This window comes from Sphingomonas sp. CFBP8993 (assembly GCF_034044895.1).
Classification (GTDB): domain Bacteria; phylum Pseudomonadota; class Alphaproteobacteria; order Sphingomonadales; family Sphingomonadaceae; genus Sphingomonas.
In genome coordinates this window covers 102,117-123,370 of the sequence record NZ_JAXCWU010000008.1, presented here as the reverse complement: position 1 = coordinate 123,370, position 21,254 = coordinate 102,117, and the positions used below count along the sequence as shown (strand labels likewise).

19 protein-coding genes are annotated in these 21,254 nt (G+C 65.7%); 11 read left to right on the top strand and 8 right to left on the bottom strand.

Features of this window, described 5'->3' with window-relative positions:
• Positions 1–269: 269 nt before the first annotated feature.
• Positions 270–2,363, bottom strand: coding sequence for an alpha-glucuronidase family glycosyl hydrolase (locus SOM26_RS16300; protein ID WP_320453766.1), 2,094 nt, complete (start codon positions 2,361–2,363; stop codon positions 270–272).
• Positions 2,364–2,563: 200 nt separating this feature from the next.
• On the opposite strand from SOM26_RS16300, the gene manD reads away from it, so the two are divergent.
• The 8 genes from manD (at position 2,564) to SOM26_RS16260 (ending at position 10,336) form a co-directional block, all read left to right on the top strand.
• A complete protein-coding gene (manD, locus tag SOM26_RS16295) occupies positions 2,564–3,775 on the top strand; it encodes a D-mannonate dehydratase ManD (RefSeq protein ID WP_320453765.1) in 1,212 nt (403 codons plus the stop codon).
• Between the two features lies 1 nt (position 3,776).
• Positions 3,777–5,120, top strand: a complete 1,344-nt coding sequence (locus tag SOM26_RS16290) for an MFS transporter (protein WP_320453764.1) — start codon at positions 3,777–3,779, stop codon at positions 5,118–5,120.
• A 32-nt stretch (positions 5,121–5,152) separates the two neighbouring features.
• Positions 5,153–5,704 (top strand): nicotinamide riboside transporter PnuC, encoded by a 552-nt coding sequence (pnuC, locus tag SOM26_RS16285; protein WP_320453763.1) that lies wholly within the window; start codon positions 5,153–5,155, stop codon positions 5,702–5,704.
• Positions 5,671–6,228 carry an ATP/GTP-binding protein gene (locus SOM26_RS16280; RefSeq protein ID WP_320453762.1) on the top strand — a complete coding sequence of 186 codons (558 nt, stop codon included), beginning with the start codon at positions 5,671–5,673 and terminating at the stop codon, positions 6,226–6,228. The genes pnuC and SOM26_RS16280 overlap by 34 nt, the downstream gene beginning before the upstream one ends.
• A gap of 39 nt (positions 6,229–6,267) precedes the next feature.
• On the top strand, positions 6,268–8,079 hold the full coding sequence (gene lepA, locus SOM26_RS16275) for a translation elongation factor 4 (RefSeq protein ID WP_320453761.1): 1,812 nt from the start codon (positions 6,268–6,270) through the stop codon (positions 8,077–8,079).
• A 212-nt stretch (positions 8,080–8,291) separates the two neighbouring features.
• A complete protein-coding gene (modA, locus tag SOM26_RS16270) occupies positions 8,292–9,044 on the top strand; it encodes a molybdate ABC transporter substrate-binding protein (protein ID WP_320453760.1) in 753 nt (250 codons plus the stop codon).
• A gap of 7 nt (positions 9,045–9,051) precedes the next feature.
• The gene (modB, locus tag SOM26_RS16265) at positions 9,052–9,741 is read left to right on the top strand and encodes a molybdate ABC transporter permease subunit (RefSeq protein WP_320453789.1); all 690 of its coding nucleotides are present in this window, start codon (positions 9,052–9,054) and stop codon (positions 9,739–9,741) included.
• Positions 9,731–10,336 carry an ATP-binding cassette domain-containing protein gene (locus SOM26_RS16260; protein ID WP_320453759.1) on the top strand — a complete coding sequence of 202 codons (606 nt, stop codon included), beginning with the start codon at positions 9,731–9,733 and terminating at the stop codon, positions 10,334–10,336. Before modB ends, SOM26_RS16260 begins: the two co-directional genes overlap by 11 nt.
• On the opposite strand, the gene SOM26_RS16255 is transcribed toward SOM26_RS16260, so the two are convergent.
• The 6 genes from SOM26_RS16255 to SOM26_RS16230 all read right to left on the bottom strand — a co-directional run bounded on the left by SOM26_RS16255 (position 10,331) and on the right by SOM26_RS16230 (position 15,071).
• A complete protein-coding gene (locus SOM26_RS16255) occupies positions 10,331–11,122 on the bottom strand; it encodes a hypothetical protein (RefSeq protein WP_320453758.1) in 792 nt (263 codons plus the stop codon). The genes SOM26_RS16260 and SOM26_RS16255 overlap by 6 nt on opposite strands.
• A gap of 124 nt (positions 11,123–11,246) precedes the next feature.
• Complete coding sequence (locus tag SOM26_RS16250) at positions 11,247–12,125, bottom strand: DMT family transporter (protein WP_320453757.1); 879 nt, start codon at positions 12,123–12,125, stop codon at positions 11,247–11,249.
• A 72-nt stretch (positions 12,126–12,197) separates the two neighbouring features.
• A complete protein-coding gene (locus tag SOM26_RS16245; RefSeq protein ID WP_320453756.1) occupies positions 12,198–12,689 on the bottom strand; it encodes a hypothetical protein in 492 nt (163 codons plus the stop codon).
• A gap of 182 nt (positions 12,690–12,871) precedes the next feature.
• Positions 12,872–13,414 (bottom strand): 30S ribosomal protein S9, encoded by a 543-nt coding sequence (gene rpsI, locus SOM26_RS16240; RefSeq protein WP_320453755.1) that lies wholly within the window; start codon positions 13,412–13,414, stop codon positions 12,872–12,874.
• Positions 13,414–13,893, bottom strand: coding sequence for a 50S ribosomal protein L13 (gene rplM / locus SOM26_RS16235; RefSeq protein WP_320453754.1), 480 nt, complete (start codon positions 13,891–13,893; stop codon positions 13,414–13,416). Before rplM ends, rpsI begins: the two co-directional genes overlap by 1 nt.
• Before the next feature lie 122 nt (positions 13,894–14,015).
• Positions 14,016–15,071: a COX15/CtaA family protein gene (locus tag SOM26_RS16230; protein WP_414712082.1), complete on the bottom strand. Its 1,056-nt coding sequence runs from the start codon at positions 15,069–15,071 to the stop codon at positions 14,016–14,018.
• 99 nt (positions 15,072–15,170) lie between these two features.
• Between SOM26_RS16230 and SOM26_RS16225 the strand changes: the two genes are divergently transcribed.
• The 3 genes from SOM26_RS16225 to SOM26_RS16215 all read left to right on the top strand — a co-directional run bounded on the left by SOM26_RS16225 (position 15,171) and on the right by SOM26_RS16215 (position 20,048).
• The gene (locus SOM26_RS16225) at positions 15,171–15,638 is read left to right on the top strand and encodes a Fur family transcriptional regulator (RefSeq protein WP_320453753.1); all 468 of its coding nucleotides are present in this window, start codon (positions 15,171–15,173) and stop codon (positions 15,636–15,638) included.
• Between the two features lie 406 nt (positions 15,639–16,044).
• Entirely contained in the window at positions 16,045–19,041 is a 2,997-nt protein-coding gene (locus tag SOM26_RS16220) for a TonB-dependent receptor domain-containing protein (protein WP_414712081.1), read from the top strand.
• Positions 19,042–19,052: 11 nt separating this feature from the next.
• Positions 19,053–20,048, top strand: coding sequence for a glycoside hydrolase family 43 protein (locus SOM26_RS16215; RefSeq protein ID WP_320453751.1), 996 nt, complete (start codon positions 19,053–19,055; stop codon positions 20,046–20,048).
• Positions 20,049–20,201: 153 nt separating this feature from the next.
• Here the strand turns inward: SOM26_RS16215 and SOM26_RS16210 are convergent, their stop codons facing one another.
• The gene (locus SOM26_RS16210) at positions 20,202–21,236 is read right to left on the bottom strand and encodes a LacI family DNA-binding transcriptional regulator (protein ID WP_320453750.1); all 1,035 of its coding nucleotides are present in this window, start codon (positions 21,234–21,236) and stop codon (positions 20,202–20,204) included.
• Positions 21,237–21,254: the final 18 nt, after the last annotated feature.

Here is a 21,254-nt window from a genome sequence, read left to right as displayed (position 1 = left end):
CCTCGAACCGTCTGACGCGGCTTGTTGATAGCGCTATCCATATTCTCACTGGTTAGTGAGTCAACAGCAAACTGGTCAGGCCGGAAGGGGTGAACCGTTATTCAGGCTCATGTGACATAGCGGCATCACATATGCTTGAGCGAAGTCTTTCATCTGGTGACGTTTTTGTCATCTTGGCAAGTGCCGTGCCGCATTGGCGTGTGGCCCGACCAAAAATCGGGCTTTTGCCCGGTAGTCATGTCTGGCCACCGGGTATCCGGATCGTCCGGTCAGTGCGCCTGACCGGGGGCGAGCGGGAATTGCCGGGCCTTGTACCAGGCCAGATCATGCTCGGGCGCACGCACGCCGGTGGGGAGCGGGCGATGGTTGACCGACATCCAATAGGCGAGGCTGGCGTCGCGCCACCACCGTGCCTCGCGTTCTTGGATGGCGAGGTAGGTCGCGGTCTTCTGCCAACGTTCGGCATCCACCTTGTCGCGCAGGCCGTCCCATTGCCGCTGCATGGTCGCGACATAGGCGACGCCGCGATCATAATGCGCGACCAGATCCTCCCACAGGGTGCGGCCATCGGCCATGCGGTGATCCCAGGGCAGATGGTGGAACCAGAGCAGCATCGACTCCGGTGTCGTGCCTGGCTTGGCAAAGGCCCCGGCGACCGGCCCGGCATATTGCCCGACCGCATTGCTGCCCGTCGCCGTCCGGTCGAAGCCGATGCCGCTCGCGTCGGCGCGGTGATAATAGACCGGATTCCACTCCGGCCGCGCCAGTTCGGACACCCAGGGGCCCGGTCCGTAATGATGGCCCGTGGCCATCAGGTGGGCAAGACCGAGCGCGCCGGTATAGTCGACCACCGCCTCGCGGCTGCCCATCATCATCGCGGTGACGGTGTCGACGAGCTGGCGGTCGGTGCCGAAGGTCTGCTGCGCCCATTCGCGCGCAATCCCCTCCGCCGACAGGTCGGGATCCCAGGCCAGTCGGCCAAAGGCGTACCAGTTGGCCTGGTTGAAGGTCGATCCGCTCCAGTCGCGGTCGCGCCCGATGTTGGCGACGCCCGCCATGCCCGACAGGGCGTGATGCTCGGCCTTGCCATCGACGACATCGGCCACCGTCTCGCCGGGCTTCTGCCCGGTCCTGGCATCGAGCACTTCGGTGAATAGCGGGCCCAGATAGGCGAGGTGCGTCGCAAAGCCCAGATATTCCTTGGTAATCTGGAACTCGATCATCAGCGGCGTGTGCGGCATTGCGCCGAAGAGGGGATGGAAGGGCTCACGCGGCTGGAAATCGATCGCGCCGTTCTTCACCTGCACCAGCACATTGTCGGCGAACTTGCCGTCCAGCGGCTTGAACTCGGTATAGGCCTGTTTGGCGCGGTCCTCCGGATCGGTTTCGGCATAGACGAAGGCCCGCCACATCACGATCCCGCCATGGGGGCGGACGGCGGCGGCCAGCATGTTGGCGCCGTCGGCATGGGACGCGCCATAGTCGCGCGGGCCCGGCTGGCCCTCGCTATTGGCCTTGACCAGGAAACCGCCGAAATCGGGGATGGTGCGATAGATTTCGTCCGCCTTGGCCTTCCACCAGGCGGCGACCGCCGGGTCGCGCGGGTCGGCGGTCTTCAGTCCTCCCAACTCGATCGGGGCGGAGAATTTGACCGACAGATAGACCTTGATGCCCCAGGGCCGGAACACGTCCGCCAGCGCGGCGGCCTTGGCGATATAGGGCGCGGTCAGGCTGTCGGCCTTGGCATTCACGTTGTTCAGGACGGTGCCGTTGATCCCGATCGAGGCATTGGCGCGGGCGTAATCGGTATAGCGCGGGTCCTTGAAGTCGGGGAGCGTCCACCATTCCCACAGCGACTGGCCCGCATAGCCGCGCTCGATCGACCCATCCAGATTGTCCCAATGGTTCAGCACGCGCAACTTGACCTTGGGAACGGAGCGGAGATCGACCGTCTCCGCTCGCCCGCCGCTGGCCAGATGCCGGATCAACGCAAAGGCACCGTACAGGGCGCCCCGATCGCTGTTGCCCGCGACCAGTATGACCCGCTGGCCGTCGAGCGTGACGTTGCGTACCAGATAACCCTCTTCACCCAGCGATGCGAAGGGCAGCGCCAGCGTGCGCAGCGACGGGGCGGAGGCGGTTGCCACGACGACCTTCGGCGTGCCCGCAGCCAGCGCCCGGCGCAGTTCCGACGCGGCCAGCGTCAGGGTCGCGGTATCGCCGAGCGTCGTGACCATCGCGGGATGATTTGCCGGAGCGACCGAGCGGAGCCAGAGCGCATAGCCGTCCTCGGCCTCAGCCGGACAGACCGCCATGACCAATGAGACAGACAGCGCTCCGATCAGTGTGCGGAAGCTGGGCATGGCATTCTCTCCTGATGCGTCGCCGATTGACAAGGCGCTGCTTGGCGATCACGTTACCGCTATCAGACCAATTGGCAAGTCGGGTTCGATCGGCTGTCTAACAGGAGGGGCCGTCATGACCCGCAGGCATATCATGTCTCGCCATGCCGTTTCGTGCGGCCTCCCGTCTGTCGTGCCCGTATCCGCCTGAAGGACACCCCATGCCCAAGATCGTTGCCGCCCGCCTGATCGTCACGTCGCCGGGACGCAATTTCGTCACGCTGAAGATCGAATGCGACGACGGCACCACCGGCATCGGCGATGCGACGCTGAACGGTCGCGAACTGTCGGTCGCCAGCTATTTGCAGGATCACGTCATCCCCTGCCTGATCGGGCGAGACGCGCACCGGATCGAGGATATCTGGCAATATCTGTACAAGGGCGCCTATTGGCGGCGCGGGCCGGTGACGATGACCGCGATCGCGGCAGTCGACATGGCGCTGTGGGATATCAAGGGCAAGATTGCCGGGCTGCCCGTCTATCAGTTGCTGGGCGGTGCCTCGCGCGAGGGGTGCCTGGTCTATTGCCATGCCAACGGCACGAGCATCGCCGACACGATCGCAACCGCGATCGCGCACCGTGACGAGGGCTATCGTGCGATCCGCTTGCAATGCGGGGTGCCGGGCCTCGCCTCCACGTACGGCGTCGCCAAGGCGGGCCAGCGCTACGAGCCCGCGGACGGCGAACTGCCGACCGAGAGCGTCTGGTCGACCGAGAAATATCTGCGCGTCGTGCCCGAGCTGTTCGCGGCGGCGCGTGAGGCTCTGGGCTGGGACGTGCATCTGCTGCATGACGTGCATCACCGCCTGACCCCGATCGAGGCGGCGCGGCTGGGCAAGGATCTCGAGCCCTATCGCCCCTATTGGATCGAGGATGCGACCCCCGCCGAGGACCAGGAGGCGTTCCGCCTGATCCGCCAGCATACGACGACACCGCTGGCCGTCGGCGAGATTTTCAACTCGATCTGGGATACCAAGCATCTGATCGAGAATTGGCTGATCGACTATATCCGCGCCACCGTCGTCCATGCGGGTGGACTGACCCATTTGCGGCGGATCGCGGGGCTGGCCGACCTGTACCAGGTTCGCACCGGCTGCCACGGGGCGACCGACCTGTCGCCGGTGACGATGGCGGCGGCGCTGCATTTCGGCCTGTCCGTCCCCAATTTCGGCATCCAGGAACATATGCCGCATACCGAGGAGACCGATGCCGTCTTCCCGCATCATTACCGGTTCGACGACGGCATGATGCACCCCGGCGATGCCCCCGGCCTGGGTGTCGAGATCGACGAGGAACTGGCCGGGACCTACCCCTATAAGCGCGCCTATCTGCCGGTGAACCGGCTTGAGGACGGCACGCTGTGGAGCTGGTGACATGAGGGGAGCTGGCGAGACGAACGACGCCGCCGCGACCGCGCCCGATACGGCGGCCCAGGCGGTCGCGCCGCCGCGCGGGCGGGTGCGCTGGCTGATTTGCGCGCTCCTGTTCGCGGCGGTCGTGCTCAGCTATATCGACCGGCTGGTGCTGGGGGTGTTGAAGCCGCAACTGTCGGCGCTCTATAGCTGGACCAATAGCGGCTACGGCGACATCACCGGCTATTTCCAGGTCGCCTATGGCCTGGGTTTCCTGCTGTTCGGCTGGCTGATCGACCGGATCGGGCCGCGCGCGGGGTATCTGCTGGCCATGGGAGCATGGACGGTCGGGCATTTCGCCCAGACGCTTGTCACCTCGACCACCGGGTTCGCGCTCGCCCGCATTCCACTGGCCTTTGGCGAGGCGGGGACGTTCCCGTCGGCACTGGCCGCCACGTCGCAGTGGTTCCCCCGCAAGGAGCGGGCGTTGGCGATCGGCATCTTCAACGCCGGGGCCAATGTCGGCGCGGTCGTCACGCCGCTGTTGGTCGGGTTCCTGATCGCCGATCTGGTGCTCGACTGGCGGTGGGCGTTCATCATCACCGGCCTGTTCAACCTGGTCTGGCTGACCGCCTGGTGGCGGCTCTATCACCCGCCGCACACGCATCCGAGGATCACGCCCGAGGAGCGCGCCTGGATCGAGGTCGAACCGGCCGAGACGGCGGGTCGCGCCGGTTTCCTGAAGGTGATGCGGCACCGCGAGTCCTGGTCCTACATGACCGGCCGGTTCCTGATCGACCCAGTCTGGTGGACCTTCCTGTTCTGGCTGCCCGATTTTTTCCACAGCCGCTATGGCTATGACCTTAAGAGCTTCGGGCCGCCGCTGGTCGCCATCTATATCATGGCCGATGTCGGGGCGATCGTCGGGGGCTGGTACTCCTCGCGCCTGTTGAAGCGTGGGATGCAGACCGGCCGTGCGCGCAAGCGGGCGATGTTCGCCTGTGCGCTGTTCGCCCTGCCGGTGATGTTCGCCGCCCAGGCCAGCAGCATCTGGATCGCGGTGGCGATGATCGGCCTGGCCTGTGCCGCGCATCAGGGCTTCTCGACCAACCTCTTCGCACTGCCGGGCGACCAGTTTCCGCGTTACGCACAAGGTACGCTGATCGGGCTGGGCGGCTTTTCGGGCGCGGTGGGCGGCTTCATCGCGTCCAAGGCGCTAGGCGTCCTGCTCGACCGGGTGGGGAGCTATCAGCCCTTCTTCATCGCCTGTGGCATGGCCTATCTGGTCGCGCTGCTGGTCTTCCACCTGCTCAACCCGCGCTACCGGGACGTGCGGATCGCGGGCGGCGCAGCGGCGGGCGCTTGACCGGCGCGACACATTCGTCCTGAACGCCGCGCATGAGCTGGCTGGAAATCGTCGCCTTCGTGTTGGGCGTTGCCAATGTCACGCTGGTCGTGCGGCGCAGCCTGTGGAACTACCCCGTCGCCCTGGTGATGGTGTCGCTCTACGGGCTGCTGTTCGCGCGCGAGCGTTTGTACAGCGACGCCGGGCTTCAGGTCTTTTTCTTCGCGATCAACCTTTATGGCTGGATCGTCTGGCGCCGTAGTCTGGCACGCGAGGGCGCGGTGCGGGTCGGGACGCTATCCGGCCGTGCCCGGCTGGCATGGGCGGCGGGGATCGCGGTAGCGGCTTTGCTCTGGGGAGCGGCCATGGCGATGATGACCGATGCCGCCATGCCCTATTGGGACGCCACCAACGCGGCGGCGAGCATCGCCGCGCAGATCCTGCTGGCGCGGCGGCGGTTGGAGAACTGGTTGCTGTGGATCGCGGTCGATATGTCGTCGATCGCGCTTTATGCGGTGAAGGGGCTGACGCTGACCGCCATTCTCTACGTCATCTTCCTGGGATTGTCGCTATGGGGGTATCGCGAGTGGCGGGTGCGGGCGTGAGGAGCATCTGCCTGCACGGGCCCGAAAGCACCGGCAAGTCGACCGTCGGGCCGCGCCTGGCACAGGCACTTGGCGGGCGGTATCTGGGCGAATATGGCCGCGACTATGCCGAGGCGCATGGGACCGACTTCACCATGGCCGATCTGGTGGCGATCGGGCAGGGGCATGACGCGCGGCTGGCCGAGGCGCTGGCCAGCGGGCCGTGGCCGGTCGTCACCGATACCGATCCGCTGATGACCGCCGTCTGGGCGGACATGCTGTTCGGGGCCCGTGACCCTTGGTTTGGCGAGTGGAACCGGCTGTCCGACGCCTATCTGTTGTTCGCCCCCGACCTGCCCTGGGTGGAGGACGGAACCCGCCTGTTCGGATCGCGGGTGGAGCGCCAACGCTTCTTTGATCTGTCACGCGCCGAGCTGGATCGGCGCGGTGTCCCGTACGCGCTGATCGAGGGGCAGGGCGAAAGTCGCTATGCAAATTGCATCGCCGCGCTAGAGCACTTTGGCATCCGCCCGCATCTTTGCTAGTGGCGTGATCGAATAGCTTTTCAGGAAACCCTTCCCCCCGTGTCCACGCCGCTCGACAAGATCCGCAACTTTTCCATCATCGCGCATATCGACCATGGCAAGTCGACGCTCGCCGATCGCCTGATCCAGTTCACCGGTGGCCTGACCGACCGTGAAATGAGCGAACAGGTTCTCGACAATATGGAGATCGAGAAGGAGCGCGGCATCACCATCAAGGCGCAGACCGTGCGCCTGGCGTACAAGGCGCAGGACGGCGAGACGTACACGCTGAACCTGATGGATACGCCGGGCCATGTCGACTTCGCCTATGAAGTCAGCCGGTCGCTGGCGGCGTGCGAAGGCGCGCTCCTCGTCGTCGACGCTGCGCAGGGCGTCGAGGCGCAGACGCTGGCCAATGTCTATCAGTCGATCGAGCATGACCATGAGATCGTGCCCGTCATCAACAAGATCGACCTTCCCGCCGCCGAACCCGAAAAGGTCCGCGCCGAGATCGAGGATGTGATCGGCATCGACGCCTCGGGCGCGGTGCTGGCCAGCGCCAAGTCGGGCATCGGCATCGGCGACATCCTGGAAGCGATCGTCAAGAATATCCCTGCGCCCAAGGGCGACGCGGCCGCGCCGTTGAAGGCGATGCTGGTCGACAGCTGGTACGACCCCTATCTGGGCGTCGTCATCCTGGTCCGCGTGATGGAAGGCACGCTGAAAAAGGGGCAGCAGATCAAGTTCATGCAGGCGGGCACCACCCACCTGATCGACCGGGTCGGCTGTTTCCGCCCGAAGATCGAGCAGTTGACCGAGCTGGGCGTCGGCGAGATCGGCTTCATCACCGCGCAGATCAAGGATGTGGCGCAGGCGCGCGTCGGCGACACGCTGACCGATGCCAAGAAGCCGACCGAGCAGGCGCTGCCGGGCTTCAAGGAAGTTCAGCCAGTCGTGTTCTGCGGCCTGTTCCCGGTCGACGCCAACGATTTCGAAAAGCTGCGCGAGTCGATCAGCAAGCTGCGGTTGAACGACGCCTCGTTCAGCTTCGAGATGGAAACCTCGGCCGCATTGGGCTTTGGTTTTCGTTGCGGCTTCCTGGGGCTGTTGCATCTGGAGATCATCCAGGAGCGGCTGACCCGCGAGTACGACCTCGACCTGATCACCACCGCGCCGTCGGTGGTCTATCAGATCGAGCTGAGCCATGACGGCGGACAACTCGACCTGCACAACCCGGCCGACATGCCCGATCCCAACAAGATCGCGTCGATCAGCGAGCCGTGGATCGAGGCCACCATCTATGTCCCCGACGAATATCTGGGTTCGATCCTGAAGCTGTGCCAGGACCGGCGCGGTATCCAGAAGAACCTGACCTATGTCGGCGGCCGCGCGCAGGCGACCTATGAACTGCCGCTCAACGAAGTCGTGTTCGATTTCTACGACCGGTTGAAGTCGCTGTCGAAGGGCTATGCCAGCTTCGACTATCACCAGATCGGCTATCGCGAGGGCGACCTCGTGAAGATGTCGATCCTGGTCAACGAGGAGCCGGTCGACGCGCTGTCGATGATCGTCCACCGCGGCACCGCCGAGACGCGCGGGCGTGGCATGTGCGAGCGGCTGAAGGAACTGATCCCACGCCACCTGTTCAAGATCCCGATCCAGGCGGCGATTGGCGGCAAGGTGATCGCACGCGAGACGATCAGCGCGATGCGCAAGGACGTGACCGCCAAATGTTATGGCGGTGACGCAACGCGTAAGCGCAAGCTGCTGGAAAAGCAGAAAAAGGGTAAGGCCAAGATGCGCGAGTATGGCTCGGTCAGCATCCCGCAGGAAGCCTTTATCGCCGCGCTCCGCATGGGTGACGAGGCGTAAAGCCATCTGTTCCTCCCCTGCAAGGGGAGGGGGACCATGCGCAGCATGGTGGAGGGGTGTCCCGCTCTCGATAGGGTGATACCCCTCCGTCAGGCCTGACGGCCTGCCACCTATCCTTGCAGGGGAGGATTTTCGGTGGAGATCAACGGGATAAAATCATTCCTTGTGCGTTACAGCCGTCTGACGCCATCAGGGCGAAAAGGGGGATGTCGATGAAGGGGTTTCGGTTTGTCGCGCTGGTCGGCGCACTCGGCTTGCCGACGCCCGCAATGGCCCAGGATCGTGCCCCGCTGGTCCTTGCCGCCGCCAGCCTTCAGGAATCGATGACCGCCGCCGCCGATGCCTGGGCGAAGAAGGGGCACCCGCGCCCCGTCATCTCCTTCGCCGCATCCTCTGCGCTGGCGCGGCAGGTGCAGGCGGGCGGCAAGGCGGACCTTTTCGCCTCCGCTGACGAGGAATGGATGGACGTCCTGCAAAAGGACGGCCTGCTCGCAGACCGCACCCGCAGCGCGTTTCTGGGCAACCGCCTGGTCGTGATCGCGCCTGCGGGCAAGGGCGGGCAGGTGACGACGCGCACATTGGGCAAGGCGCTCTCCGCCGGGCCGCTCGCCATGGCCGATACCGACAGCGTCCCTGCAGGCAAATACGGCAAGGCGGCGCTCGAGAAGCTGGGCGCCTGGCCGATGGTCGCAGCGCATGTCGTGCGCGCCGAGAATGTGCGCGCGGCGCTCGCCCTCGTCGAGCGGGGGGCGGCCCCCTATGGCATCGTCTACGCCACCGACGCCAAGGCCTCGTCGCGGGTCCGGGTGGCGGGCCTATTCCCGGCCGCCAGCCATCCGCCGATCACCTATCCGCTGGCCCGGCTAAAGGCCTCGACCAATCCCGAAGGGGAGGGGTTCCGCCGCTTCCTGCTGTCGGGTGAAGGCAAGGCGATCTTCCGCCGTTACGGTTTCGCGACGCGATGAGATCGTGATCCTGTCGGCCGAGGAATGGGGGATCGTTCGCTTGTCGCTGCTGGTCGGCGGCACGGCGATGCTCGTGACCTTGCCTGTCGCCTTCGTGCTTGCCTGGGCATTGGCGCGCGGCCGGTTTCCGGGCCGGGTGCTGCTCGACGGCATCGTCCACCTGCCGCTGGTCGTGCCGCCGGTCGTCACCGGCTGGGTCTTGCTGCTGGCCTTCGGGCCGGAGGGACCGGTCGGCCGCTGGCTGGCGACGTGGTTCGGGATCAGCGTGCTGTTCCGCTGGACGGGTGCGGCGATCGCGGCGGCGGTGATGGCGCTGCCCTTGGTCGTCCGCGCCATCCGCCTGTCGATCGAGGCGGTCGATCCCCGGCTGGAACAGGCCGCCCGGACGCTGGGCGCGGGGCGGATGCGGGTGTTCGCCACCATCACCCTGCCGCTGTGCGCACCCGGCATATTGGCCGGGCTGGTGCTGGGCTTTGCGCGGTCGATCGGCGAGTTCGGTGCGACCATCACCTTCGTCTCCAACGTGCCAGGCGAGACGGCGACCCTGCCGCTCGCCATCTATTCCGCGCTCCAGCGGCCGGGCGGCGAGGATATGGTCTGGCGGTTGGCCAGCGTGTCGGTGGTGTTGTCGCTGATCGCGCTGGTCGCATCCGAATGGCTGGCGCGCCGGATGGGTCGGGGGCTGCATGTCCTTTGACGTCGATGTGGCGGTCCGGCGTGGCGACAGCCGGATCGCGGCGCGCTTCACGACGGGCCCCGGCGCGACGATCCTGTTCGGCCCGTCCGGCGTCGGCAAGACCAGCATATTGCAGATGGTTGCCGGGCTTTTAAGGCCGGAGACCGGGCATGTTCGCGTGGGCGGCGAGACGCTGTTCGACGCTGCGACCGGGACGGATCAGAAGCCCGAGGATCGCCGTCTAGGTTATGTCTTTCAGGAGCCACGCCTCTTTCCGCATATGCGGGTCGCGGCCAATCTCCGTTACGGGATGGTGCGTGGCGGTGGTGACTGGGACGGCGTCATCGCGATGCTGGGTATCGGCCATCTGCTCGATCGCTGGACACGCGGTTTGTCAGGGGGCGAGGCACGCCGGGTGGCGATCGGCCGCGCGCTGCTCAGCGACCCGCGCGTGCTGCTGCTGGACGAGCCCTTGTCGTCGCTCGATCGGGCCCGGCGTGGCGAGATCCTGGAGGCGCTGGTTGCGGTGCGTGATACGACCGGCATCCCGATCCTGATGGTCACCCACGACCCCGACGAAGCCGAACGGATCGCGACTGATATCGTCCGCTTATGACCGCGTGACTTGTTCCGGCGGGGTGCACCACAGCGCCTTGTTGATCAAATGCGGTCGGGGACAGGGGCGGTCGGGCAGGGGGATCGCTTCCCCCGCCCGCCAAAGCTTCAGACGGCGAAGCATCTCGGGCATGTCGGAATCGATCACCGGCAGGTCATTGCCGTCGCCATAGCGCGTGACGCTGCGATAGCGCAGCACGGGCGTGTAGCGACCCCCCGGTCCCGGCCGATCGACGGTGATCCAGAAGCCAAAGGGCGCGTCCCGTGTCGGTTCGGCCGAGACGATCGCGCCGCGCAGCTTGCCAGCGGTGATGAAGCGGACGTCCTGATTGTTGTTGCGGCCGGTGACGCGCCGATAGACGGCAACGAAACGCTGGCTGGCCCGGTCATAGCGCAGCGCTGCCCGGCCCACGAGCTGATCGCCATTGCCGCCATGCAAGCTCGCGACCTGCACCCATAATAGCGGGCGGTCGGGCGCTGCGCGGACGATCCGCGCCGCCTCAAGATAATGGATGGTATCGAACGCGCTGCTGGTGCCCGTCCGGTGCAGCAGGTCGTCCAGCGCGGGGCGGCAGGTCCTGCCGCCATCGGACGTGATACAAAGGTGCAGTTGGCCGGGCGCGGGATTGCCGCCCGCATCTTCGGTCGGCGGCCCCTGGTGGCTCAGCAACTGCCAGCCGGGGGGCAGTCCGAAGGCGCTAAACAGGTCCAGGGGGGCGGGTGCCGCGGCGCAGAGCCCGACCAGTGCTACCCCGGCGGCCGTCATGTATCGGGTCAGGGGCCCCAAGGACCGAATGTCGCAGGCCACCGGCATCCCCTTTCGGATAACAGACCGTCGGAAATGATGCCGGGTCTCGCGTGATCGCGCGGTGAACACCGCATGACGTTTCGTCTAAACGTGCGTGGGCGGCCTAGAACAGCGTCGTCAGCAGAACCCCGCCGACGATCGCGATCCCCGACAGGATCTGGCGCAGGCCCAGCGTCTCGCGGAACAGCCGGTGCCCCGCCATGGCGGCGATCGGCGCCTCGATGATGCCCAGGGCGCGCACCGGGGCGGCGGGCGACAGGGCCAGGGCGATGAACCAGCCTGCCGAGGCGCAGGCGCCGCACAAGCCAGCCCCCAGCGACGGGCGCCACCGGCGCACGACCTCGACCAAAGTCGCGGGGTCGCGCCAGGCCAGGATCAGGCCCAGCGCGGCGGTCTGCATCGCCTGAACGACCGCAACGCAAACCAGCGCGGCAAAGACGGGATGGGCGGGATCGAGCGCCAGGGAAGCATGGCGAAAGGCGTTGAGCGAAAAACCGAAGAACAGCCCCGAGGCCAGCCCCATCGCCGCCCCGATCAACGAGGCGCGGCGTTGATCGGCCGGGGGCCAGGACAGGGCGACCAGACCGATGGTGGTGATACCGACGCCGACCCAGGCCACGCCGCTGATCCGGTCATGATAGACGATCAGACCGAGCAGCGCCGCCAATGGCAGCGAGCTTTGCTGGAGCGCCGTGCCGACGGCAAATCCCGAGCGGCGCATGGCATCGAGCAAGGCGGCCGTCGCCAGCACCTGCGCAGTGGCCCCGACGATCGCTGAAAGCCAGAACGCCCCACTCCAGTGGAGATTGGCGCCGGGCATGACGAAACGGGCCAGCGTGACGAACAGGATCGAGAAGGGCAGGCCGAACAGGAACCGGACCAGCGTCGCACCCCATGGCCCGGACGACGACATGACGCCGCGTTGCAGGGCGTTGCGGCCGACCTGAAAGGTTGCGGCTGCGATGGTAGCGGGGATCCACAAGGGGTTCGTCATGAAGGGGCCATACCCCGTCATGCTGCATTCGCGAAGTGCACCTGCGCGGCGGATACGCCGTCAACCGGCGAGGATTTTGCTCGCCATGTCGTGATAGACGGTCACCTGCTCAAGCAGGTGCATCTCGCCCGACCAGATTTCCATATGGTGGACCATGTGCCGATCGAAATATATGCGAGCCTCATATCCGGCGGCGGCATCGCCACCCGACAGGGTCAGTCGATATCGTTCGGGTGCGATGCGGATGACACTGGCCGTCGAGACATCGGCGAGGAGCAGGGGCAGCCGGTCGGGTATCGGCACGCGCTTGCCATGGACCCGAATAGACATCGCATCGACCAGCGAACAGGCCGTCCAACCGCCGGTGCAGCGCGTCGCGCGGTTCGGCGCGTTCTCGGCGGGCGTGGCGGCCCTGGTGGTCAGGTCGATGGCGACGGTCCCGACGGTGATATGCGTTTCACCCTGCGGCGCGACCGGGTGCCTCGCAGGCGCGTCGCTGGCCTTGCCGGGGCTGCTCGCCACAAAACCGCCTGCCAGGGCCAGGCCGATCATCGTCCGTCGCATCCGACTTCCCCCGTTGGTGCGGCGGTCAGTATCGATGGGTTTCCGTGAGGCCATGCTGACGAAGGAATGACATTTGCGCCCAAACGAAAAGGGCGGCCCGTTGCCGGACCGCCCCTTCGTGCTTCGTGGCTTGCCCCCGATGGTTCGCACCATCCGAGGCCGCCCGCGTCTTAGCGCTTCGAGAACTGGAAGCTGCGACGCGCCTTGGCGCGGCCATACTTCTTACGCTCGACGGTACGGCTGTCGCGGGTCAGGAAGCCAGCGGCCTTGACCGGAGCGCGCAGAACCGGCTCGAACTTGGTCAGCGCCTGGCTGATGCCGTGCTTGACCGCACCGGCCTGGCCCGACAGACCGCCGCCCTTGACGGTGCAGATCACGTCATACTGACCTTCGCGCTCGGTGATGCCGAACACCTGGTTGATGACGAGACGCAGCGTCGGACGCGCGAAATAGACTTCCTGGTCACGACCGTTGATCGTGATCTTGCCCGAACCCGGCTTCAGCCAGACGCGAGCCACGGCGTCCTTGCGACGGCCGGTGGCATAGGCGCGGCCGAACTTGTCCAGTTCCTGCTGACGCAGCGGGGTGGTGCTGACGCGCTCGACGGGAGCGGCGGGGGCTTCGCCCTCGGCGGTCGGCTGCGCGGTGGCGACGGCGGCCTGCTGGTTCAGCGTGGCGCCCAGATCGGCGAGCGACTGGCGGTTATCGGACATTATGCGCCCACCTTGTTCTTGCGGTTCATCGACGCGATGTCGAGGACTTCGGGGTTCTGCGCGGCGTGCGGATGCTCGGTGCCGGCGAAGATACGCAGGTTGCGCATCTGCTCACGACCCAGCGGACCACGCGGGATCATACGCTCGACGGCCTTTTCCAGGACGCGCTCCGGGAAGCGGCCTTCCAGGACCTTGGCGGCGGTGATGCCCTTGATACCACCAGCGTAACCGGTGTGCTTGTAGTACACCTTCTGGCCCAGCTTGTTGCCGGTGAAGCGAACCTTGTCCGCGTTGATGACGATGACATTGTCACCGCAATCGACGTGCGGGGTGAACGACGTCTTGTGCTTACCGCGCAGGATGTTCGCGATGATGGTGGCGGCACGACCGACGACCAGACCATCGGCATCGACGATATGCCACTTCTTTTCCACTTCGTGCGGCTTGGCCGACTTGGTGGTCTTCATGAGCGCCTTCATGGGCGTGAGACCTTTCGGTTTGAAATGCAACACGCCGCCCGTTGGATCGGACAGCGCGAACGAGGGCCCAATGCTGGAATGCCCCCGAATTGTCAAGCAAAGCGCGGGTTTGCTGACGGGTACTATAATACCTTGGCGGTTTGGCGAGGGGTGCCGAGCCGGTGTGCGCAGGCGGTCGCGGCGATCAGGAGCAGCGCGGCATTGGCCTGGTGCGCGACCGCGATGTCGATCTGCACCCCCGACAATAAGGTGGCGATGCCCAGGCCGATCTGGACGACGACCAGCATGATCACCAGCCACCCCGCACGTAGGCCGCCGCCCTTGATCGTGCGCGCCGCCATCCACACCAGCAGCCCCGCCGCGGCAAAGGCGAACCAGCGGTGGATGAACTGCACCACGACGGGATTGTCGAAGACGTTGGCGATGGCAGGCGACATCATCGGCGTGCCCGCCGGGAACCAGGCATCGCCCATTAGCGGCCAGCTGGAAAAGGCATAGCCCGCGTCGAGCCCGGCGGTCAGCGCGCCGAACATCAGCTGGACGAACAGGGCCAGCACGGCCGCGCCACCGATCCAGGTCGGCCGGGCAGGGGCCGACAGGCGGTTGCGCTCCAGCGCGCTCAGGTCCAGCGCGGTCCAGACGATGCCCGCCAGGATGAACAGCGCGGTCAGGAGGTGGACGGTCAGCCGGATATGGCTGACATCGGTCCGCTCGACGAGGCCCGAGGCGACCATCCACCATCCGATCGCGCCCTGCATCCCGCCCAGCGCGAGCAGCGCGACGAGGCGCGGCTTGTAGCCGACCGGAATGGCCTTCCTCGCCCAGAACCAGATCAGCGGCAGGGCAAAGGCCATGCCGATCACCCGGCCGAGCACCCGGTGGAGATATTCCCAGAAGAAGATAGCCTTGAACCCGGCCAACGTCATGTCGCGGTTGAAGGTCCAATATTCGGGAATGCGCTTGTAGTTGGCGAACTCGGCTTGCCACTGCGCGTCGGTCAGGGGCGGTACGATGCCGGTGATCGGCTTCCATTCGGTGATCGACAAGCCGCTGTTCGTCAGGCGGGTGATCCCGCCGACCACGACCATGGCGACGATCAGCCCGGCGACGATGAACAGCCAGCGGGCAACGGCACGGGGACGGGCGGTGACCATGAAGGCAGGGCTCGGTTGCAGCATGTGCGCGAACATAGGATATCGCGCCCGCGCGCGATAGTGGACCGAATGCCCCGCCAGCCGGACCTTGCCGCAGGATGCGCCACCGCCTAGATCATTGGAATGGCCCATGCTCATACTCATCAGGAGCCCCAAGGGGCGGATCTCGCCCACGCGGCCAAGACCACGCTGGAGCGCGCGGGCGAGCAATGGACCGCCATGCGCGCCAGCGTGTTCGACGCGCTGGCCGGGTTCGACAAGCCCGCCTCTGCCTATGACATCGCCGATGTCATGTCGAAGGCGCAGGGCCGCCGGGTCGCCGCCAACAGTGTCTATCGCATCCTGGACCTGTTCGTCGGCGCCAATCTGGCGCGACGGGTGGAGAGCGCCAACGCCTATGTCGCCAATGCGCATCCCGATTGTATGCACGACTGTATCTTCCTGGTGTGCGACGGATGCGGACAGACCACGCATATCGACGACGATCGGCTGACCAACGCGGTCCGCGACGCCGCACGCGGGGCAGGGTTCAGCCCCGAACGTCCGGTGATCGAGGTTCGCGGACGTTGCGCGGTGTGCGCAAAGGCCTGATCGACATTCGGTAGCGAATTCCTCATTCCTGCCCCGCAAGGGGAGGATGGCGGTTGCGGGTCTTGCCGCACCTTCCAACCGGGGACACCCCTCCGTCAGGCCTTCGGCCTGCCACCTCTCCTTGCAGGGGAGGAATTGAATGAATGTCGATGGGGCTTGGTTGGGGCCGGGTTAGCCTCGCCCAAGCTGCGCTAGCCAGAAAGCATGGCAGGCTCGACCAATCCTCTCTCGTGGCCAGGGGAGAAGGAAAAGGCGGGGCGCAATATCAATATGTTGTATTTCGGCGTCACCTCGGGCTGCGTCGACTAGCTGTGTCATTTTCAGACATTGACACCCGTCCCGAAACAGGAAATGAAGCTGGTAACGTTACCAGAAAACAAGAATCAAGGGGATGAGGATCATGATGATGAAGGGTATGCACGCCCGGCGTTCGCGCTGCCGCGTCCTGGGCGCCGTCAGCCTGATGGTGCTGGCCGGTGGCATCGCCGCCACGCCAGCCTGGGCGCAGGTTCCGCCCAACGAGGCCGTTCAGGCCGACCCTGCCACTCCAGCCAATGGCCAGAACGTGACCGCCGCCCCCGCGACGGCGGCCGATCAGGTCGACGACGGTGCGGCGCGCGACATCATCGTGACCGGATCGCGCATCACCACCGGCGGCTTCACCGCGCCGACCCCGACGACGGTGATCGGCGAGGAACAGATCGCCGCCAACGCACAGCCCAACATCTTCACCACCGTCGCCCAGCTTCCCTCGCTCCAGGGTTCGACCGGCACCGCGACCAACACCTTCAGCACCTCGAGCGGGCAGCAGGGGCTCAGTTCGTTTTCGCTGCGCGGCGTCGGTGCGATCCGCACCCTGACGCTGCTCGACGGACAGCGCGTCGTCGGCGCGAACGTCACCGGCGTTCCCGACATCAGCCTGTTCCCGCAGCTGTTGATCAAGCGCGTCGATGTGGTGAACGGCGGTGCCTCGGCCTCCTACGGCTCGGATGCGGTCGGCGGTGTGGTCAACTTCATCACCGATACCCGGTTCAAGGGGATCAAGGGCAATGTCCAGGGCGGCCTGACCACCTATGGCGACGATGGCCAGGTGCTGGTCCAGCTGGCCGGGGGTACCAGCCTGCTGAACGACACGCTGCACGTCATCGCCAGCACCGAATATGCGCATGAGGACGGTGTCGGCGGTGGCGACTTCGGCATCGGCCTGGCGGGCGGGCGCGACTGGTTCCGCCAGTCGACGCTGATCAACCGCAACGTGCTGAACGACGGAGCGCCGCAATATCTGTTCCGCGACTTTGCCCAGTCCTATAATTACACCAAATACGGCCTGATCACCGCCGGGCCGCTCCAGGGCACCGCCTTCGACCAGTCGGGCAATCCGTTCCAGTTCCAGTACGGCTCGAACGGCGTGCCGGCACGCGACGCGGCGGGTAATGTCCGTGGCTGTCTGCCCGGCTTCTGCCAAGGCGGCGACCTGTCGGGCAATGTCGATGCCGGACGCTCGCTCCAGTCGAAGATCCAGCGGGTGAACAGCTATGGCCGGATCGGCTATGACTTCGCGCCCAATGGCGAGATCTACGGCACGATCAATATCGGCCAGGTGAAGACCAACAACCAGCCGGTCGGCGGGCAGAACCGCCCCAACCTGACCATCCAGTGCGCCAATCCGTACGTCCCCGCGCTGGTCAAGGCGGCTTGCACGACGGCTGGCATCACCAATTTCCAGTACGGCACCAGCAACGCGGCGCTGGGCAACAGTCAGGTCTATACCGATCGCCGCCAGTTCCGCTTCGTCGCGGGTGCCAAGGGGCGTGAGGCGGTGCTCGGGTCCGACTGGTCGTACGACATGTATTACGAGCACGGGACCAACTATACCGATGTCGACGTCAGCAACATCATGCTGTCGCGTCGCTTCAACCAGGCGATCAACGCGACGACGCTGAACGGCGCGATCGTCTGCGCCGATGCCACCGCGCGCGCCAACGGGTGCCAGCCGCTCAACATCTTCGGCGGCAATCCTTCCGCCGCCGCGCTCAGCTACATCATGCCGCAGGCGGGCCCGTACCAGCGGACGCGCCAGACGCAGGACGTCATCAGCCTGAACTTCTCGGGCTCGCCCTTTTCCTCCTGGGCAGGACCGGTGTCGATCGCGTTCGGCGGCGAGTTCCGCCACGAATTCTACCGTGTGCGCGCCGATCCATACGGCGCTGGCTTCGCCAACACCCCGGCCAATGCCGCCTATCCGGCGGACCCCGCGCTGCTGGATGCGGGCAACAACTGGTATGCGGGCAACTACAAGAACGGGTCGGGCGCCTACAGCGTCAAGGAAGCCTTTGTTGAGGCCAACCTGCCGATCATCAATTCGGATGCGGGCGGCCGGGCCAATATCAACGGCGCGGTGCGCGTCACCGACTACAGCACCTCGGGCACCGTCTGGGCGTGGAAGGTCGGCGGCACCTGGGACCTGCCGGTCGATGGCCTGCGCATCCGTGGCGTGACCTCGCGCGACGTTCGCGCGCCCAACCTGTCGGAACTGTTCGCCGCCCCCGTGACGACGACGCTGCCGGGCTTCTTCGACCCGTTCCGCAACGTCAACGTGCTGGCGCTTCAGAACACCATCGGCAACGTCAACCTGACGCCCGAAATCGCGCGCAACACGACGCTGGGCATCGCCTTCTCCAACTCCCAGGCGATCCCGGGCCTCAGCCTGTCGGTCGACTATTACAAGATCAAGATCACCGACGTGATCTCCAGCCTGGGCGCACAGGATATCGTCAACCTGTGCTATCTGAACGTGGCGCCGGAGACGTGCGGCGTGTTCAACCTGAACAATCCGAACGGGCCGAACTTCATCAACGTCCAGTCGTTCAACCTGGCGTCGATCCTGACCGACGGCTTCGATATCGAAGCGAGCTATCGCTGGCGCAATCCGATGGGCCTGCCGGGCAGCCTGACGCTACGTGCGCTGGCGACCAATATCCGGCGCTTCATCACCGATACCGGCCTGCCGAACACGATCCCGAACGACACGGCGGGCGTGAATATCGGCAATACGCCGAAGTGGAAGTGGCTGGCGGTGCAGACCTATGCCACCGACGACTGGTCGCTGCTGCTCCAGGAGCGCTGGTTCAGCGACGGCAAGCTGGGCAATCAGTATATCCAGTGCACGACCGGCTGCCCCGCCTCGACAGCCAACCGGCCGACGATCGACAATAATTTCATCCCCGGCGCCTTCTATTTCGACATTGGCGGCACGTATAACCTGAACAAGGCGGCCACCGCCTATTTCAAAGTCGACAATGTGTTCAATCGCGACCCGGCCCGGTCGCCCTATTTCGTGAACCCGGCGCTGTATGACGTGCTCGGCCGGGTGTTCCGGGTCGGCGTCCGGTTCAGCTTTTAAGAGGGGATGACATGAAGAAGTCGCGGATGATGGCACCCCTGTTGCTGGCGGTGCTGATGGGGACGGCGGCGGCGGATACGCCGCCTTCCACCCCAGGCTCCAACCCGATCATCCGCGACCGCTTCACCGCGGACCCCGCGCCCCTGGTCGTGGGCGACCGGCTGTACCTCTATGTCGGGCATGACGAGGCGCAGCGCGACGAGATGTTCAACATGAAGGAATGGCTGGTCTATTCCACCACCGACATGCGCCACTGGACGCCGCACGGGCCCATCATGAACGTGAAGGACTTCAAATGGGCCAAGAAGGATGCCTGGGCCAGCCAGGTCGTCCGCAAGAACGGCAAATACTGGTTCTACGCCGCGGTCGAGCATGACGACACCCATCCGGGCAAGGCGATCGCGGTCGCCGTCTCGGACAAGCCGACCGGCCCGTTCGTCGATGCCAAGGGATCGGCCCTGATCACGAACGAGATGACGCCCAAGGGCACGCATAGCTGGGAGGATATCGATCCGACCGTGCTGACCGATGACGACGGCACGACCTGGATCGCATGGGGCAACCGGCAATGCTATATCGCCAAGCTGAAGCCCAACATGATCGAGATCGACGGCCCGATCACTGAGATCACGCCGCCGCATTTCGAGGAGGGGCCCTGGCTGCACAAGCGGGGCAAGCTCTATTACCTGACCTATGCCTCGCTCGACCGGACGACGCAGCGCGACGAGCATATCTCCTATGCCACCGCGCCGTCGTTGAAGGGGCCCTGGACCTATCGCGGGCTGCTGACCGGCTCGGGCAAGTACAGCTTTACGATCCATCCCGGCATCGCCGAGTTCAAGGGCAAGTCCTACCTGTTCCTGCACAATGCGAACCTGGCGATCGGCGACCAGAGCGGCGCGATCGGACGGCGCGCGGTGACGGTCGAGCGGCTTTATTACAATCCCGACGGGACGATGAAGCCGGTGGTCCAGAGCGAGGCCGGCGTGACGGCGTCGGCACGGTAGGGGGAGGTGGGTCTTTTCGTCATTTGCTGTCCCCTCATTCCTGCCACTGGGGACCATGCGCAGCATGGTGGAGGGGTGTCCCGCTGTCGAGAGGACGACACCCCTCCGTCAGGGCTACGCTCTGCCACCTCCCCTTGCGGGAGAGGAACAGGTTTACGAGCGCGGTGGGGCGGTGGATTGGCGCTCGACCAACTGATGCTCCAGCATCGTGATACGCGGCTCGCTATCGACCTTCGACGCACCGCCACGGATTTCCTGGATCAGCCTTTGCAACGCCTCGGTCGCCAGCGCGCGGACCGGCTGGTGAATGGTGGTGAGCGGCGGCCAGAGCGTCGTCGCCGCCGTGCTGTCGTCGAAGCCCACCACGGTCAGGTCGCCCGGCACGTCCAGATGCCGCCGATGCGCGACCGAGACGATCGCGGCGGCCATGTCGTCGTTGCTGGCGAAGATGGCGGTCGGCGGCCGCTCGCCGTTCAGCAGCGCCTCGCCTGCGGTCAGGCCCGAGGCATAGCTGAAGTCGCCCTGCACGATCCGTGTCTCCAGGCCCTCGACTTCGGCGACCGCTCGGCGAAAACCCGCCAGGCGCGCGATACTGGCCGACTGGTCGGGATTGCCGTGGACGAAGCCGATGCGACGATGGCCCAGGCCTATCAGGTGACGGGTCATGTCATAGGCGGCACGGTCATTGTCGATCCAGACGCAGATCGCATCCGGGGCGACGCCGCCGACCACCGCGACGGGCAGACCCGCCCCGCGCACGATCTCGCGCAGGAAGGGGGATTCGCCGAGCGGCGGCGCCAGGAGCAGACCGGCGATGCGCTGCGCGATCAGGCCCTGGATCGCCTCGCGGGTGGGTGGTCGCCCCTGTTCGCCCTTCAGCAGGAACAGCTGCACCGCGCGGGTCGAGGCTTCCTCGAACACGCCGACCAGCAACTCGCTCATGAACGCGGCGCTGGGGTTGGAATAGATCACGCCGATGCGGATCTCGCTGGATGTCACCAGGCTGCGCGCCATCAGGTTGGGGGTGTAGTTCAGCCGGGTGATCACCGCGCGGACATGCACGCGCACCTCGTCGCGCACACCGGCATCGCCGTTGATGACGCGCGAGACGGTCATGGGCGAGACACCGGCTTCCTTGGCCACGTCGATGATGGTGACACCGCGTGGGCGCCGTCGGCTGTTCGTCACGATCGTCCTGTCCCGCGA